General features: G+C 44.1%; 17 protein-coding genes. 10 read left to right on the forward strand and 7 right to left on the reverse strand.

What is annotated here, in order from left to right; all coding sequences use genetic code 11:
- The first annotated feature begins 229 nt into the window (after positions 1–229).
- Positions 230–997, forward strand: coding sequence for a DUF817 domain-containing protein (locus tag AC0YN6_RS05740; protein WP_475746268.1), 768 nt, complete (start codon positions 230–232; stop codon positions 995–997).
- 95 nt (positions 998–1,092) lie between these two features.
- Here AC0YN6_RS05740 and AC0YN6_RS05745 read toward each other — a convergent pair whose 3' ends face one another.
- Positions 1,093–1,965 carry a VOC family protein gene (locus AC0YN6_RS05745; RefSeq protein ID WP_475745691.1) on the reverse strand — a complete coding sequence of 291 codons (873 nt, stop codon included), beginning with the start codon at positions 1,963–1,965 and terminating at the stop codon, positions 1,093–1,095.
- A gap of 265 nt (positions 1,966–2,230) precedes the next feature.
- A complete protein-coding gene (locus AC0YN6_RS05750; protein ID WP_475745692.1) occupies positions 2,231–3,415 on the reverse strand; it encodes an acyltransferase in 1,185 nt (394 codons plus the stop codon).
- Positions 3,416–3,570: 155 nt separating this feature from the next.
- Here AC0YN6_RS05750 and AC0YN6_RS05755 point away from each other — a divergent pair, with 155 nt between their 5' ends.
- Positions 3,571–4,602: an IS1595 family transposase gene (locus tag AC0YN6_RS05755; RefSeq protein WP_475746269.1), complete on the forward strand. Its 1,032-nt coding sequence runs from the start codon at positions 3,571–3,573 to the stop codon at positions 4,600–4,602.
- A gap of 111 nt (positions 4,603–4,713) precedes the next feature.
- Positions 4,714–5,127 carry a hypothetical protein gene (locus AC0YN6_RS05760; protein WP_475745693.1) on the forward strand — a complete coding sequence of 138 codons (414 nt, stop codon included), beginning with the start codon at positions 4,714–4,716 and terminating at the stop codon, positions 5,125–5,127.
- Positions 5,128–5,323: 196 nt separating this feature from the next.
- Here AC0YN6_RS05760 and AC0YN6_RS05765 read toward each other — a convergent pair whose 3' ends face one another.
- Positions 5,324–5,941, reverse strand: coding sequence for an acetate uptake transporter (locus tag AC0YN6_RS05765; RefSeq protein WP_475745694.1), 618 nt, complete (start codon positions 5,939–5,941; stop codon positions 5,324–5,326).
- Positions 5,942–6,138: 197 nt separating this feature from the next.
- On the opposite strand from AC0YN6_RS05765, the gene AC0YN6_RS05770 reads away from it, so the two are divergent.
- Both AC0YN6_RS05770 and AC0YN6_RS05775 read left to right on the forward strand, forming a co-directional pair.
- On the forward strand, positions 6,139–6,285 hold the full coding sequence (locus AC0YN6_RS05770; RefSeq protein ID WP_475745695.1) for a hypothetical protein: 147 nt from the start codon (positions 6,139–6,141) through the stop codon (positions 6,283–6,285).
- 129 nt (positions 6,286–6,414) lie between these two features.
- Positions 6,415–7,344 carry an EamA family transporter gene (locus AC0YN6_RS05775; RefSeq protein WP_475745696.1) on the forward strand — a complete coding sequence of 310 codons (930 nt, stop codon included), beginning with the start codon at positions 6,415–6,417 and terminating at the stop codon, positions 7,342–7,344.
- 300 nt (positions 7,345–7,644) lie between these two features.
- On the opposite strand, the gene AC0YN6_RS05780 is transcribed toward AC0YN6_RS05775, so the two are convergent.
- The 4 genes from AC0YN6_RS05780 to AC0YN6_RS05795 all read right to left on the reverse strand — a co-directional run bounded on the left by AC0YN6_RS05780 (position 7,645) and on the right by AC0YN6_RS05795 (position 10,792).
- Positions 7,645–8,367: a hypothetical protein gene (locus AC0YN6_RS05780; protein ID WP_475745697.1), complete on the reverse strand. Its 723-nt coding sequence runs from the start codon at positions 8,365–8,367 to the stop codon at positions 7,645–7,647.
- Between the two features lie 456 nt (positions 8,368–8,823).
- Positions 8,824–9,156, reverse strand: a complete 333-nt coding sequence (locus tag AC0YN6_RS05785; protein WP_475746270.1) for a DUF3221 domain-containing protein — start codon at positions 9,154–9,156, stop codon at positions 8,824–8,826.
- 196 nt (positions 9,157–9,352) lie between these two features.
- Positions 9,353–9,811: a RidA family protein gene (locus tag AC0YN6_RS05790; RefSeq protein ID WP_475745698.1), complete on the reverse strand. Its 459-nt coding sequence runs from the start codon at positions 9,809–9,811 to the stop codon at positions 9,353–9,355.
- A 111-nt stretch (positions 9,812–9,922) separates the two neighbouring features.
- Positions 9,923–10,792 (reverse strand): helix-turn-helix domain-containing protein, encoded by an 870-nt coding sequence (locus AC0YN6_RS05795; RefSeq protein ID WP_475745699.1) that lies wholly within the window; start codon positions 10,790–10,792, stop codon positions 9,923–9,925.
- Positions 10,793–10,932: 140 nt separating this feature from the next.
- Between AC0YN6_RS05795 and AC0YN6_RS05800 the strand changes: the two genes are divergently transcribed.
- From AC0YN6_RS05800 to AC0YN6_RS05820, 5 genes are all read left to right on the forward strand, one after another.
- Positions 10,933–11,763 (forward strand): amidohydrolase family protein, encoded by an 831-nt coding sequence (locus AC0YN6_RS05800; protein ID WP_475745700.1) that lies wholly within the window; start codon positions 10,933–10,935, stop codon positions 11,761–11,763.
- Positions 11,760–13,256: a tagaturonate reductase gene (locus tag AC0YN6_RS05805; protein WP_475745701.1), complete on the forward strand. Its 1,497-nt coding sequence runs from the start codon at positions 11,760–11,762 to the stop codon at positions 13,254–13,256. The genes AC0YN6_RS05800 and AC0YN6_RS05805 overlap by 4 nt, the downstream gene beginning before the upstream one ends.
- Entirely contained in the window at positions 13,249–14,748 is a 1,500-nt protein-coding gene (locus AC0YN6_RS05810) for a UxaA family hydrolase (protein ID WP_475745702.1), read from the forward strand. Before AC0YN6_RS05805 ends, AC0YN6_RS05810 begins: the two co-directional genes overlap by 8 nt.
- Positions 14,749–14,820: 72 nt before the next feature.
- The gene (locus tag AC0YN6_RS05815; protein WP_475745703.1) at positions 14,821–15,765 is read left to right on the forward strand and encodes an aldo/keto reductase; all 945 of its coding nucleotides are present in this window, start codon (positions 14,821–14,823) and stop codon (positions 15,763–15,765) included.
- A gap of 14 nt (positions 15,766–15,779) precedes the next feature.
- Complete coding sequence (locus AC0YN6_RS05820) at positions 15,780–16,793, forward strand: zinc-binding alcohol dehydrogenase family protein (protein ID WP_475745704.1); 1,014 nt, start codon at positions 15,780–15,782, stop codon at positions 16,791–16,793.
- Positions 16,794–16,800 lie beyond the last annotated feature (7 nt).

Below are 16,800 nucleotides of genomic sequence, written 5' to 3' on the forward strand. Positions count from 1 at the left end.
TTAATGAAACGACATTTTAATATAAAATGCTCAATAACTGGAGGGGTTATTTGTTTAATATCGAAATGTGAACTATATTAAAAAAGAGAAGGATGCTGACCCTCTACAATTTTCTGATGTATACCGAGCGGGAATATTATTTTACATAAATAATTTGAAATAAATTGAATTATACTGACATAATAGTTCCTTAATAAGTTTATGGGAGGAGATGCGCTGATTGAAATCAATGATACAATTACTTCATTTTGGCTATCATCAGGCGATGAGCTGTATATTTCCTGTTGCAATCTTTGGAACTTTAGCACTCTCCAGCGTAATCGAGATACCTTTCATTTATCGTTATGATGCTATTCTACTTATATTGCTTGGAGTGCAATACTTCATGTACCGCAGCGGATTAGAGACACGTGATGAAATCAAAGTAATATGTATTTTTCACTTTATTGGTTTGCTGCTGGAGATCTATAAAGTATGGATGGGATCATGGTCATATCCTGAGCCTGGGTATACGAAGCTGCTCGGTGTCCCGCTCTATAGTGGATTTATGTATGCTAGTGTAGCAAGCTTTATGTGTCAGATATGGCGCAGACTGCGGATGGACATGACTGGCTGGCCGGGGCTTAAACCTGCGGTGCTGCTAGGAGGAGCCATTTATTTCAACTTTTTCACCCATCATTTTATTCCCGATTTTCGCTGGTGGCTAACGGCGCTTGTATTTATTGTTTTCTGGAAAACGTGGATTATATACCGGGTACGAGATATAACTTACCGAATGCCCTTAACGCTTGCTTTTATCATCGTAGGTTTTTTTATATGGTTGGCGGAAAATATAGCTACATTTTTTAATGCATGGAAATATCCTAACCAGCACGAAACCTGGCAGTTGGTTAGTTTCAGTAAGATCAGCTCGTGGTTCCTTCTGGTAATCATTAGCGTCATTATCGTGGCTCAACTTAAAAATGTGAAAGCTAGTCGAACAAGGAAAGAGGCATGAACTAACGAAGAATAATTAAGCTGCTATATTCAAAAGCAGCAGCTTAGGACTTTATTTAAAGTCCTAGGCTGCTTTTTGTATTATGAACGTTACAATTAATCGGATTTTACGGACGCATGAATGGTGATGCCTGAGGCGTCTTGAACAACAAGCGCATGTCCATGCGTGGTTACCTCAACACCCTCGATGCGAAGATGTTCCAGCCCAGTTTCACGGGAAGCGGAAGTTGGAAAAACAATCGTGAAGTAGGATAGACCTACGTTGTTAGCCGGCGGCAATGTGGCTCCTGCGCCTGCCCAAATGTTCATTCCGATATGGTGATGGTACCCGCCAGCCGAGACGAATACAGCTGCCATTTGTGCATAGTCGCCAACGACATCGAAACCCAGCTTGCCTTCATAGAATGCTCTCGACTTCCGCAGGTCCCCAACATGGAGATGGATATGTCCGATAACAGTGCCTTGGGGCAGGCCGCTCCATTCCAGATCATTGCTCTCGGCAAGCAGGCTTTCCCAATCGAGCGGGTCAGTCGCCATCACATAATTGCCATCCGAATCACGTTTCCAATCCTCTCGTGGACGGTCCCGATAAATTTCGATGCCATTATGGTCGGGATCTGAAATGTAGAGCGCTTCGCTAACAAGGTGATCAGCCTGCCCGATATGAATGCCGCTGTTGATCAAATTACGCAAGGAAAGTGATAGCGAACGACGATCCGGCAGCAATAGGGCAAAATGGTACAGCCCGGCATGAGATCGTTTTTTCGGAACGACAGCGTTCGGAACCTCCTCTAGAACTAACAACGTTTGCTTCCCATCAGCGGTGAATGAAGCTACTCTGTTATCCTCGTCATACTGCAATACCTTCAGTCCAACGATTTCCTCATAAAACTGGATCGAACGACTAAGCTGACTAACCTTAAGCTTCACTTCCCCGAGTGAAATATGTGGATCTAGAAATGCGGACATGATAAGCCCTCCTTTATATATGGTGGTGAGACTTGGTTGCTTCGAATATGCTGTACTTAACATGCAGCTGTCTATATCATGTGCGAAATTGGAAAATGTAATAATTAATATTAATTGTATAAATGGGTGTATTAAAGCTTAACTTGATGAAGTAGGTTTATAATAGCATACGTAATAATGAAAATAAAGTTACTTATTAAAAGTAATTATAAAGAAATAGAAGAGCCGTCCACGCTTTACAAAGCGATAGGACGGCTCTTGTTATTTAACCTTGAATGCTTGTTTGGTTTGGAGCAGCGGGCTGTTTCTTCTTCGTCGGAAGTGGACCGAACAGCACCCAATGCCACTTGATTGGTGCAGACAGAGCCATAATGGCCCATGGAATAAGAAGTGCGAGTACGAAGCCGCCTGCTACCCAAACATGGTATAGAATGGGGTCACCGCTGGCATTCGTCGTACGGTATAAATATAGGACGACGGGATGTACTAAGTAAATGCCAAATGAAGTGGCACCGATATGTATGAGCATGCGGACAACAAATTTGTTCAAATAAGTGTAAATCCAGAAGGAAACTTGGAGCAGCACAATAGCAGCGGTTACGCATCGAACTTCATCTACCAGCTCTAGCAAACTCGTATTAATAACAGAAATTCCTGTTAATCGTTTCTCATAATAGAAGTTAACCATAATCATGCTTGTGGATATGAATAGAGCCCACAGGACAAGTGTTGCTGCTATTTTTTGCGGAGTAGCATTTTTTCTCGTTAGATTGATCCAATCCGCAAGCTTCAAATAATAAATCCCGATAAACGCGCCTGCCGTAAAATAAAGCATATACGTAAATGCATAGCTGCCAGGGCTCTTAAGCTGATATTCCCGAACGATTTCGAAAATAAATAGCCACTGCACGAGTAATCCGATCCATACGATATGCTTGCTGAGTTTTCGAAACCGATTGACGGCGTACAGCATAAGCGGAGAAATTAAATAAAATTGAATAATAATAACGACAAAATAAAGATGGACATACGCTTTTCCGAAGATAAGCATTTTGAGAAATTTAGTCGTCGTAAAATAACCGATAAACGTCTGGATATCACTAAAACCGAATTGTGCAAGTCTTGTAAATCCATAATACAAGAATGAGAACAATATAAACGGAATCAAGACTTTATTCATTCGTTTTTTGTAAAATTGGCCGATGGCCTTTGCCGTAAATGGTTTGTCGTAGTAGTTGTAAAAAAGCACGAAGCCGCTTAAAAATATGAAGACGGGAACTGCGAATTTGGTGAATGTGTTTAGAAAGACGTAGAGAGGATATAGAGTAGCATTGTGATCGTAGTTGGCTACGATCGCTGATGTAGCGTGAATCATGATGACCGCTAAAATACCAAATGCTCTAAAAACGTCTAGCGCAGGTAAATATGGTCTTTTTATAGATTGTGCCATTCAAATCCCCTTATTTTTCTAGAATATTAGCGTATTTTTTTATGGCAGCGAAGATGCCTATATTTGTTATTATAAGGTGATTGCCACTTTCAGCCAATACTTTTATTTTGGCTATGTTAAATCTTGTTGTTGATAATTGATTAACTCCGAACGAAATTAAGAAACTCGCTGCCGCATTAAATGAAAGCGGTAAACAGGAACTTGTATATTTCTTACAGTCTCGAATGGAACCCCTGTCGGCTCCTATTCGTGCAATTGATGAAATCCAGGAACAAAAACATAAAGCTGGGCTTGTTTGTCCACATTGCGACAGCCATTTTGTTGTGAGATTTGGAAAATACATGATTAAGACGCGTACTGGAGTCGTCAAACGCCAACGTTACCGTTGCAAAGCCTGCCGTCAAACTTTCAACGACCTCACTAATACGCCTCTTCAACGCACCAGAAGACCTCATCTTTGGGTTCGGTTCATCGAATGCATGATTGAAGGTTTCTCGCTAAGGAAATGTGCCGAGCAATTGGGTGATGAGGTGCCGCATGTAACCTTGTTCTACTGGCGGCATAAGATTCTTTCCGCTCTAAAGCAAATCCCAACCGAATCGTTCCAAGGCATCGTAGAAATGGACGAGACCTATTTCTTGCACTCTGAAAAGGGTAAAAGGAACATCACTGGACGAAAGCCCCGTAAAAGTGGAGGCAAATCTAAATACCGTGGCATCAGCAATGAGCAAGTTTGTGTGTTGGTCGCTCGCGACCGTCAGAAGATGACTTTCTCTGGCGTTCTTGGACGTGGACGCATTCGGACTACAAAATTGGATGAAGCGATTGGCTGTCATTTATCATATTCGAACGTACTTTGTACGGATTCATGGCGGGCATTTAGTTCCTACGCCAATTCGAAAGGGTTAGATCATTACCGCTTTAAGTCCGACGGGAAACAGCGTGTGAAAGGTGTTTATCACATTCAGAACGTGAACAACTACCATAGCCGACTGAAACGCTGGATTGACCGCTTTAACGGTGTTGCAACTAAGTATTTGCAACATTATTTAGCTTGGTTTCGTTATTTAGACAGCAAGGAATATGAGAACACAACGTCGAATAAGAAAAATATGTTGGTCGCCTCGTGTCTGTTTACTGTAAATGAGACAAACAATAAACTTCGACTAACGGCTTCATCTTGCTGAACTATCGGGCAGTAGAGTGGAATAACCAAGACAGGGATTCTGTAAAATGTTGGAACTTTTGTGAATGCTGAACGTCTAATGATTAGCAGTTAATAAGAAAGGGGTAATTTCATGAGAAAATTTATATTCGTTGCGGTTTTAAGCATGTTTTTGCTGAGTGCATGTTCATCTCAACAAAAGTATACTTCCGTAAATGAAGCCGTGAAGTCCATCGAACATAACATTAGTCAAATAGAATCAACTGTCGAAACTCATCTTGATGGCATTCAACCTATTAGCTATAAACTGGTTAACAACGAATTCATAAGGGTTTATGATTTTGGCTCGAAAGAAAAACGAGACCTTGGAAATAAACATTTCGAAGAGAAAATACAGCTTCTCAGTTCCCACGCACCAATCGTTTATCAGTCAGGCAATTATTTAGTTCTTTATTACAGCAATGTTAACTCAACAAGTCGAACCCCTAAGCTGTCCGAAACGAAATACGGAGAAAAAATACAAAAAGCACTAAATATCATAGAATAGAGGATTGAACTAACTGGGAACGATAGTTAAATTAACCGCCTTTTCAAAGGGCGGTTTTCTTTTGGGGTTAAAAACAACATTAAAATTTAACATAGCCTTTATTTTAATAAGAGAATAGACATTACAGCCTGCCTAGTAAGGTTGGGGGATAAAAAAAGCCGCTTCATCACGAATCGTCGTGATGAGCGGCTGTTTGTTATTTCTTGAATATCCCGAATGGTTTACCAGTCGGTAGAAATACACGACCGAAGTGTACATTCAGAACGGCTGCCCCAGAACCATAGAAAGATAAAAGTGCGATAATAAGCTCAGAATAGGCAGCAAGCTTGTGAAAAAACTCGGGAGCAATTCCGAAAGCATTTAGAGCTAATCCGAGGAAAAGCAGATCGATAAATACGAAGATCGAGAACAAAACTTTGTTTGTTTCCATTGCACCAATGGTCATAAACATAGTGAAAATGAGGTAACCAAGAAAAGCGAAGCCCAATTGCTTCCCGTCAATGTTGGAAGCAAGCTCTGCTCCAAACACGCCTAGCTTGATTAACCAACATCCTGCAACTCCTAACCAGAAGAAGCCATATGCGCCAAAGGCAGTCATACCGAATGTGTTGTTATGCTTGCCATCTAGTATGGCAGCGAAGAGCTGGGCAAAAGCGCCGAGGAAGATAGCCCAAATAATGACGTAACTAAGGCCTTCAGTAATACCAAGTTTCTGAGAAGATGCAACTAGCGTAACAATAGCTAGTCCAAACAGTCCGATGGCGCTTGGATCTGCGGATACAATTTTGACATTTGAATGTGATTCATGCTGCATGATGCTGTATTTTCCCCCACTAATGTTATGTTTGTACTTGCCTAAGAAGATACAATACTGCTGATCTTAGAAGTATGCTGTGATATTATAACCAATTATTGCGTTTGCTACCATAGATAATAAATGGGATTTACGAACTTGAATTCATTTACACGCTGATTCTTCACATATATATAGACATGAAGGGGGATCAGAATATGTGGATGATCATTCTTTTGCTAGTTGGATGTCTCTCTGGATTTTTTCTATTCAAGAAGAACACAGAGCTGAGCTGGCTGCGTGGTGGAGAAGAAAGTTCAGTAAAGGCAGCTCATCCGATTAAATTTAAACGACTCTCGCGATAGTAGAATCTTTCTCGTTATGGGAATAGAAAGGTGAATATAGATTAAAAAAAGGAAGCGGTGTAGACAACCGCTTCTTTTTTGTTTATCGTTCATATAGGTTTGATTTAAGAAAGGGGCTATATTGCACTCATGTGGCTTACTTATTCGGTGTTCGCGGCCCTATGTTTTGGCCTCCGTGGCATTTTGTATCATTGGACGAGCCAGAAGCCGCTTAATCGTAATTTATTACTGTGCGGCGTGTTTACGATGGGAGCGATCGTAAATGGTATGTGCGCGCTTATTTTTTCCTCGAACTGGACATTGGCAGCACTTATCGGTATTCAGATGGGCTTGTTTTCCTTTGGTGCGAATGCAAGCATGTTCAAAGGATTTGCAGTAGGCAAAGCGTCGCTTGTTGCGATATTAACGGCGTTGCCTTCTGTTGTTGTTGTAGTGGTTGCTTTTGGTCTGTGGGGAGAGAAGCTGCACGCAATGCAGCTTGTTGCATTTGTCGTTATTATTGGCGGTGTACTTCTAGTTCGCCTATCGAATGACATCTCGCTGAGCAATTTGCAAGGCGCACAATGGGGACTGCTGGCGATGCTGCTGTTTGCAGCTAATGATTTGTCAGGTAAGTGGTCGACGATCATGGAGGCAGAGTTGTTTCCGACGATGTTTTTTATGTTTATAACTGGATCTGCATGTTTTGGTCTATGGTGGCTGCGAGATTTACAAGCCGAGCGAGCGAAGCAGGGGATAGCATTGATGCGTACATCGGCCCCAGAGGTACGTGTGTCGCAGAGTGCTGCTCTGGCGGAACAACCCTCGGCATGGAGCGGTAAACGAACGTTTCTAATTGGGTTAGCTGTCGGTACGACAAATGCTGTAGGTATGATGCTTATTATAACAGCGTTTGATCTCGGCAAAGCTGGGCTTGTATCTGCTGTGACGGCGCTCAATGTGTTGATTGTACTTCTCTATACACGCTTCGTCGTGAAGGAGAAGTTCACGAAGGTAGAGATAACCGGCATTTCACTTGCGTTCGCCGGTATATTGCTTATGAGATTGTTCGGATCATAGTTTAATAAACGAAGAAAAGCTATGCATGGGCTGAGGAATTGAGCCGGTGCATAGCTTCATCTATACCGTTATTACAGTTGTCATTATTAATCGGTTGGTTAGCTGGCGGGTGTCAGCAGAAAATAAAGTATTAGACTGGATGTCTTTATTCCACGCATATTTTCGAATTGTCATACCGTCAGACTCCATAAAATAAGTTTTAGACTGAGCCTAGAAATTGAAACAGCGACAGCCAAGGACGAGAAAATAAAGTCCTAGACTGTCGCTGTTTTATTGAACAAACGTGTCCCGTTAGATTAATCATTTTCTATTATTCTGTCCCCATAACATTTCACCGTAATAATCTTGCCATTCCGTTATACCAAAATAAGCATTTGCCAGCTTATGAAACATATGACTCGAATAAAAATGGCTCGTTAAATTTGGGGTTAATTTAATTGTTACAGCTAAATCTTGATTATCAATTACTTTCCATTCAAACGTATTTAAACGATTTGCATTTATCTGCACAATGCTTAGTATGTTATCCGTTAATACAATGTCATTTCCCTGATACGTTTCATTAAATAAGGCACATATTGCGCTAAACCTACTGTCTCGAATTAGTACTTGTCCATACGCTTTAGATTTATCATCCTCAAGAAGGAATGTAAAAACGTCACCTTCTTTCCACTTCTGTGGATTAGGTTTCACCCAAGCAGCCATAGCCTCGGTCGCGCCTAATATTGCCGTATCAGAAATATTATCAACTACAGCCAGTGCTTTTATTGTTTTTAGTACTCCCACCATACTTTCAGCTTTTGAGGCGTAAATAGCGCAGTTATCAGCTTCAGAATCAAAAGTTACTTTGGCGTCTGGTACATTTAACTTCAAATATCTTTGTATTTTTTTCTCGGCAATATAATTCTCTTCAACGCCTAATGGACTTGTTAGGTCTTGAAAAATGTAGTATTTATTTTGACTTGCATCTGGCAAATGGATAGTAACAAACCCGCAATTAATAGTAGTTTTCTGAACCCCCATGAATCTTCCCCGTTTCATTAAAGATAACTGCCAGTTAGCTTAACAAAGAAAGGGGCTACTGCCGCGTAGCAAACTGCTCCTTGTTTGTTCAATTAGTTTAGTACCTTAGTCTATAAATATGGTTTATATCTGTATCAATTACGAAATCAATCCGAATTCTTTTTTTGTTGTATCAGGTATTAGTTCAAATTCAAATAGTCTGCAAAAGATGGTTAAAAAATCATTTATGTTTGTGCATTGTCTTTTGGCAATATTGTACTTCTTTCTTAATTCTATGATTGAACATGTTTTGCCCGTAAGCAGTACATTCTCAAAGTAACCATCAATTTCGACTATCAAATCAATCACTGCTGGTTGCTAACCAGCCTATGTGCTCATAGTTTTTTTAACGACAGCCACTTCACCGGCTGCCGTTTATTCGTGCTTATTGAGCTATCGTACCCGTTAGCGGAGTTCCTATTTTTTGATCACGTCCGCCGACGCCTGAGCTGGATAGGATTGGTCTATCGCCCCGTTAGGGATATTTATGCTCACTTGGTCACCTACCGAGACAGCATTGAAACCTTTTTTGTCCACTGAAAGCCAGATTGCATTCGGCTGAGCGTCTTCCAATATTTCGTTAAGTGGTGCTTCAATATTATCAACCCTGTCACGCACCACCAGTACTCTACCGTTTTCTTTCGCAACAACAAAACCCTCTTTATGATTCCAACGCTCGTCTGATTCACTATTATTGTCGGGTGAACATCCTGTTGCCAGAACCAGCACAAATACGAGTAAAACAAACACTTTATTCAAAATGATCTCCCTCCAAGTTAAGTATTTACATAAATATGAACGAGTTGAGAGAAGAATTGGTTACAAACGAGAAGTGATGTAATAACAGGTTAAACTGCCAGTTAGCTTAATAAAATGAGCAGGCTCCCACAGGACCTGCTCATCGATGTATGCTATTCAACTATCGTTAAAGAGAGGGGAATTATGCCTATACCTTAACCTCAAAAATGGAATCAACGATAATGGGAAGATTGTCTCTCAATGAAACTGCCCCGAAGACTGAACGTGCATGAATACCCTTTTCACCAAAAACATCTAGCATTAAATCAGAACAGCCATTTAACACCTTATGATGTTCTTCAAAATTTGCATCTGCATTTACGAAACCCTGAATCTTAACAACTCTTTTGATTTTTTCCAAAGAACCTAAAGCTGAATTCAACACAGCCAGAATTTCAATCCCGGTCTGCCGAGCAAATTGATAACCTTCTTCGGTTGAATAATCTTTACCTAGCTTCCCACTAGGCTTACCAGTAGGTCCCTTTCCCGAGACAAACAATAATCCGTTCACTTCAACGAAGTTTGCGTATTTAGCCGCAGGCTCACTAGCATTTGGCAGAACAATTCCTAATGACTCCAATCTGTCGGTTACTGTTTGTTCAGACATGGTGTTCCTCCTAAAAATTATTAATTGGAAGAATTATACACCTTTACTCCGAAAGCAGTCAATTCATTCCTTCAACATAAGTAATGTAGAAATAGTATGAATGCCGCTTAATTAATCATTTCTTTTGTAATGCGAGGGGGTCATGCCTGTTAGTTTCTTGAACATGCGGTGAAAATGCGGAAGACTTTCGAAGCCGCATTGCTCGGCAATCTCGGCGATATTAACCTCGCTTTCCATTAACAGTTCTTTGGCGCGAATAATTCGTTTGGTCGTGACATATTCCGTGAGGTTCATGCTGGTCAGTTTCTTGAAGACACGGGAGAAATGGGCTGGGGTAACTGATGCGCGTTTTGCAAGCTGTGCCAGTCCGAGCGGATAGTCCGGATGCTCATCGATATAAGTTAAAATTGTGGTCATCCAGCTAGGCGCTGATGAGAATACAACTTGACCTTCTACTGAGGGAACGAGCCTGCGTCCGAGAAGCAGTAATATTTGCTGAAGGTGAAGAAGGACGGCTTGACGATAGCCTGGATGCTTGTCTAATTCCTCTATGCGTATACGATCAATTAAATCGATTATTTGTTGTTTCTCATAATCTGACAACGACGTCAGCTTATACACCTTCCTGCGCTTGGCTTGCTCGAAGCAGCGTAAATAGGAGAAGGAGTCACCAAGCGGGGGACTATGTACGAGTGAAGCATTAAAAAATAGAGCGGTCGAAGTCTTGGGATCATTCGAGTCCGGAAAGGAGCGATGAATCGTATTGCCGGGAATGAGGAAGATATCGCCAGGTACGGCATCATAAAACGTCTGATCGATAAAGAAAGTACCTTTGCCGCAATAAATATAAACGAGTTCATACCAATCGTGAATATGGTCAGGCAATTCGTTCTGCGCACTTTTGGTATCTCGATAGACGCATTCGAATGGAAATGGAGTATTGGCATCGAACCTTTTGCGATACGGATGCATAGATTTCATCTCGCTCTCATTTATGGATCAGACTGATTGTAGCAAATATCAAAAAAGAGTACAAATATGCATGTATTGATCATTTCAGTCGTCAATATTGTTTTTTATAATGAAGATGAAGCTACTCTATTGGAAAAGAGGCGGATGAGATGAGATTGGATGCGCATCAACATTATTGGAGTATGGAGCGAGGGGATTATGGCTGGATAACAGCAGAGCTTCCGGTACTTTACCGAGATTATTTGCCGCAGCATTTGGAGCCTCATTTAAATAAACATAAACTAGACGGTTCGATCGTTGTTCAGGCGGCGGCTACGCTTGCGGAAACGGACTATTTACTCGCATTAAGTGAATCGTCAGAGACGATATTAGGTGTCGTTGCGTGGCTTGATCTAGCAGATCCGGACTATCGCAATCATTATGAGCGCTTTGCGCAGCATCCGAAATTTGTAGGCTTTCGTATTATGATACAAGAGATGCCCGACGCAAATGCGATTCTTGCGCCTAACTTTGTGGAAGCGCTAACTTATTTTGCTGAGAAAGGTGTACCAATAGATTTGTTAGTCGTATCGCATCAACTCGCACCATTAGTAGAACTCCTTGATAAAGTACCCGGCTTGCATGCGGTTATCGATCATATCGCGAAGCCGCGCATAAAGGACCAAGCGATGGAGCCTTGGAAAAGCCAAATTCGTCAAATCGCTGCTCACCCTAACCTATATTGCAAGCTGTCAGGAATGGTGACTGAAGCGGATCATGAGAAGTGGCAGTTTGCGGATTTTAAACCATACATTGAGCATGTGGTTGAGGTATTTGGAAGCAAGCGGATCATGTTTGGCAGCGATTGGCCAGTTAGCTTGCTTGCAGCAAGTTACGATGAGGTTGTTGCTGTACTTGAGCAGGCTCTGCCTGACAATTGGACCGAATCGGAGCGAGAGCTTCTATATGGACAAAATGCGATGGAGTTCTATCGAATATGACTAGATTAAATGCTAGAGAGTTAAACGAGGAACAGACACGACTATATGAAGAAACGAAGCAGGCTAAAGTTACTGTATTGCAAATCGGCGAAGGCAACTTTTTGCGCGGCTTCTTCGACTGGATGATTCATCAATGCAAGAAACAAGGATTATATGAAGGAAGTATTGCAGTAACGCAGCCGCGTCCGGGCGGTAAGCCCAAGATCGAAGCACTTGCTGAACAGGATGGATTATATACGTTAGTCGTTCGCGGCTTGGAAAATGGAGCTAGTGTAGAGAGGACAGAAATTGTTTCGGTCTTCAGCAAAGTTTTTGATCCCTATTCGAATTGGGATGAATATCTCGCATTAGCTGAAAGCCCAGATCTGCAGGTCGTCGTATCCAATACGACGGAGGCGGGGCTTATCTACCGACCGGAGTCGTTGATCGAGGGACAGCCGATTCAGTCATTTCCCGGTAAGCTGACGCAGCTGCTTTATCGCAGGTTTATTCATTTTAACGGTGACCCGGAGCGCGGCTTAGTATGCTTGCCTTGCGAGCTGCTGGAACGTAATGGCGATGAGCTTCTTAGCTGTATTTTGCGCTATAGCGATGACTGGGGTTATTCCGAAGCGTTCAAACAGTGGGTCACTGGGCATAACCGATTTTTGAACTCGCTGGTGGACCGAATTGTGACAGGTTATCCAGACGAGGCGCAGGCTGAAGCTTGGTTTAGTGAATGGGGCTATTCCGACTCCATGCTAAGCACAGCAGAACCATATCAACTTTGGGCAATTGAGGCTGAACCGGAGCTTGATGATTTGCTGCCGCTGCGTAAGGCGGGTTTGAATGTACACTTTGTCGAGGATTTGAAGCCGTTCCAGCTTCGTAAGGTGCGTATCCTGAACGGAGCACACACGCTTATGACACCGCTTGGCCTGCTGCACGATATGGAGCAGGTACGTGAGACGATGGAGCATGAGATGCTCGGTTCTCTGGTGCGGGCTGCGGTAGAATCGGAAATTATACCTTCACTCACGATTGCGGAGGATGAGCTTCAGGCTTATGCGCAGGATGTGTACGAGCGGTTCCTAAATCCGTTTATTCGCCATAGACTTGCGGATATAGCGATGAACAGTCTTAGTAAATTTAAGGTAAGGCTGCTGCCTTCTTTACTTCATTATGCAGAAGGTGCTAAGGCGATGCCAAGCGGGCTAGTGCAAGGATTTGCCGGGCTATTGCGATATTACAAGATAAAGCAGACGGAAGCGGGCTTCGAGGGAAAAACGCTTAGCGGCGCTTCTTATACAGTACGGGATGATGCAGTGTTACTTGCGGTGATTGCATCGGTATGGTCGGAAGCAGAAGAGCAGCAATGGACGCTGGAGCAGACGACGTCAAGGCTGCTTAGTTTAGAGCAGATCTGGGGATGTAATTTGGCGGCTCAATGGCCGGAATTAGTGGCTGCAATTAGTGTTAACATGGCTGAAATGGAGCGAAATGCGAATGAATAGCTGGGTTAGATTGCATGAGAATGATCATGTCGTTATCGCGCTGCAGCCTTTTGCCAAGGGGGATGAGCTGACGCTTGAGACAGGTCTTGTGATCGAACTTCAAGGTGAGGTGCCGAAAGGACACAAGATACTGACGCGTGCTGTCCGTGAGGGAGAGCATGTGCTGAAGTTTGGTTATTCGATAGGGGTAGCGAAGGGAAATCTTGAGCCGGGCAGCTGGGTTCATACTCATAATATGGGGACTGGCTTGAAGGGCTTCATCGATTATTCCTATGAGCAGATTGCGCCTGAGCATGTGAAAGCAGCATCTCCGGGCGCTGGCCGTACTTTCCAAGGCTTCGTTCGTGAGAATGGCGACGTCGGCATTCGCAATGAAATATGGATTATTAACACGGTAGGCTGCATTAACAAAACCTGTGAGATTGTTGCGAGAAAAGCACATGCGCTCTACGAGGGACGTGTCGATGGCGTGTATCATTTTGCACATCCGTTTGGCTGCTCGCAGCTGGGCGACGACCTTGTTCACACACAGAAGCTGCTCGCCTCGCTTGTGAACCATCCGAATGCTGCAGGCGTTCTCGTCATTGGTCTTGGCTGCGAGAATAATCAGATCGATGCGTTCAAGCGGGCTATCGGCGAGCATAGTTCAGAGCGGGTGAAGTTTCTAAAGTCGCAGGATGCGGAGGATGAGATTGAGGACGCGCTGGAGCTGGCAGAGAAGCTTGTCCGCTATGCCGAGCGCTTCAAGCGGGTTCCGGTATCCGTGTCGAAGCTGAAGCTTGGTTTGAAATGCGGAGGTTCGGACGGTTTGTCGGGTATAACGGCAAATCCGCTCGTGGGTGCGGTATCCGATCGCTTAATTGAGGCGGGCGGTACTGCAATATTAACCGAGGTGCCAGAGATGTTCGGCGCAGAGACGATTCTGATGAACCGCGCAGCGAACGAGCACGTATTTCACAAAATCGTTCATTTAATTAACGATTTCAAGCAGTATTTTATTAAGCATGATCAAGAGATTTACGAGAATCCTTCACCGGGCAATAAGGCTGGAGGCATAAGTACGCTAGAGGAGAAATCACTCGGCTGCACGCAGAAAGGCGGACATGCGATTGTACAAGATGTTGTGCCGTACGGGGAGCGTATTACGAGCAGCGGTCTCAATTTGCTAGAGGCGCCTGGCAATGATCTTGTGTCCGTAACCGCATTATGTGCGGGCGGGGCGCATATCGTATTGTTTACCACAGGAAGGGGAACGCCATTCGGCGGTCCAGTTCCAACCGTGAAGATCGCGACGAATAGTGAGCTTGCCGGACGTAAGAAAAACTGGATCGACTTCAATGCAGGACAGCTGCTTGAAGACAAAAGTATGGAGCAGCTGACCGATGAGCTGTGGGAGCAGCTGATCAGCCTAGCATCTGGGGAGCTGCAAACACATAACGAACGCAATGGGTTCAAGGAAATCGCGATTTTTAAAGACGGGGTTATTTTGTAGCAGCTGTGATGACTGATGATGGCCGATGGCCGATAAAAAACGGTCGGAACCACATAATAGGAGTGGATATAGATGAAATATCGTAAACTCGGGAAGACGGGAATGGAAGTGTCGGCCCTCAGCTTTGGCGCTTCCTCGTTAGGTTCTGTATTTAGAGAGACGGATGATACGGAAAGCGTGCGTACGGTGCATGCGGCGGTAGATATGGGAATCAATCTAATTGACGCCTCTCCTTATTATGGCTTAACAAAGGCGGAAACCGTACTCGGGAAAGCGATCACAGAAATTGCTAGAGATCGGTTTATTCTGTCGACGAAGGCCGGTCGCTATGGGGCAGATCAGTTCGACTTCTCTGAGCAGCGCATTATTAGCAGTGTGGAAGAGAGCTTGAATAGGCTGCAGACGGACTATATCGATATATTGTTTTTGCATGATATCGAATTTGTACCCTTTGAGCAGGTTGCAGAAGGTGCATTCCTTGCACTTGATAAGCTCAAGCAGCAAGGGAAGATTCGTTTCTCCGGCGTCTCGGGACTTCCGCTTGCCGTGTTTGAGAAATCGATTGCCTATACCGAGCTGGATGCAGTACTTTCTTATTGCCATTACTCATTAAATGACACATCTTTGCTAGAGCTATTGCCGCTGCTAGAGCAGAAGCAAGTCGGCCTCATTAGCGCATCCCCCCTGTCGATGGGCTTGCTCGGCAACCGATCGATCGCTGATTGGCATCCCGCTGGCGAGCATATACGCGCCGTATGCCGGAGAGCAGCCGAGCACTGCACAGCTAAAGGAGAAGATATCGCCAAGCTGGCGATACAATTCGCTACGGCGAACGAGCGAATTCCGACTACGTTGGTCAGTACGGCCAATCCGGATAACATTCGCAAAAATATTGAATGGACAGACGAGCCGATAAATGAAGAGCTGCTGCGAGAGGTTCTTGCGATATTGGAGCCGGTTCATAACCTTAGTTGGAGAAGCGGGAGAGATGAATACAATGCGAGTATCGACGTATAAGGGAGTGCTGCAAAGTGCAAGCAATTGTATGTGAACAAATCGATCGGCTGAGTCTAGTAGAGCAAGTGGAGCCTGTCTTGCAGCCGGGGACAGCCGTCGTTCGTATTCGGAGAATTGGTATTTGCGGTACTGATCTGCATGCTTATAAGGGCAATCAGCCTTTCTTTTCTTATCCGCGTGTACTCGGGCATGAGCTGGCAGGAATTGTAGAACAGATTGATGAGCCGGAGAGCTCAATCAAGGTGGGAGATCAGGTTAGTGTCATCCCTTATTTGCACTGCGGGGAATGTATTGCTTGCCGTTATGGCAAAACGAACTGCTGTACAGACATGAAGGTGCTTGGCGTTCATGTCGACGGAGGTATGCGTGAGAGGGTGGTCGTACCCGCAACGCATTTGCTCGTCACGAACGAGCTGACACTCGATCAGTCAGCGGTACTGGAGCCGCTGAGCATCGGAGCGCATGCCGTCCGCCGCGCGGAGCTTCGGGCAGGAGAAACGGTGCTAGTTATTGGCTCAGGACCAATTGGGCTGGGTGTGATGGCTTTCGCTAAGCATTGCGGCGCGCGCGTCATCGCAATGGATATTCAAGAGGAGCGGCTGACGTTTTGCAAGCAATGGGCGAAGGTAGATGAGACGGTGAATGCTCTGCAAGGAGCGGAGGAACGGATTGCCGAGTTAACGAATGGAGAGTATCCGACTGTCGTATTCGATGCAACGGGCAACGTCCGATCAATGAGCGATGCATTTCGTCTCGTTGCACATGGCGGTAAGCTGGTATATGTTGGTCTCGTTAAGGCGGATATTTCCTTCAACGACCCCGAGTTTCACAAGCGAGAAATGACGTTAATGGGCAGCCGAAATGCGACAAAAGAGGATTTTGCTGCGGTTCAAGAAGCAGTTCGAAGCGGAGGAATCGACGTCGCAAGCTTTATTACGCATCGTGTACCGTTTACAGAGATGATCCACCATTTCGACAACTGGCTGAAGCCCGAATCGAAGGTCATTAAAGCGATGGTGGAATTATAGCCAAGGC

It is taken from the genome of Paenibacillus sp. J22P15 (assembly GCF_056269345.1).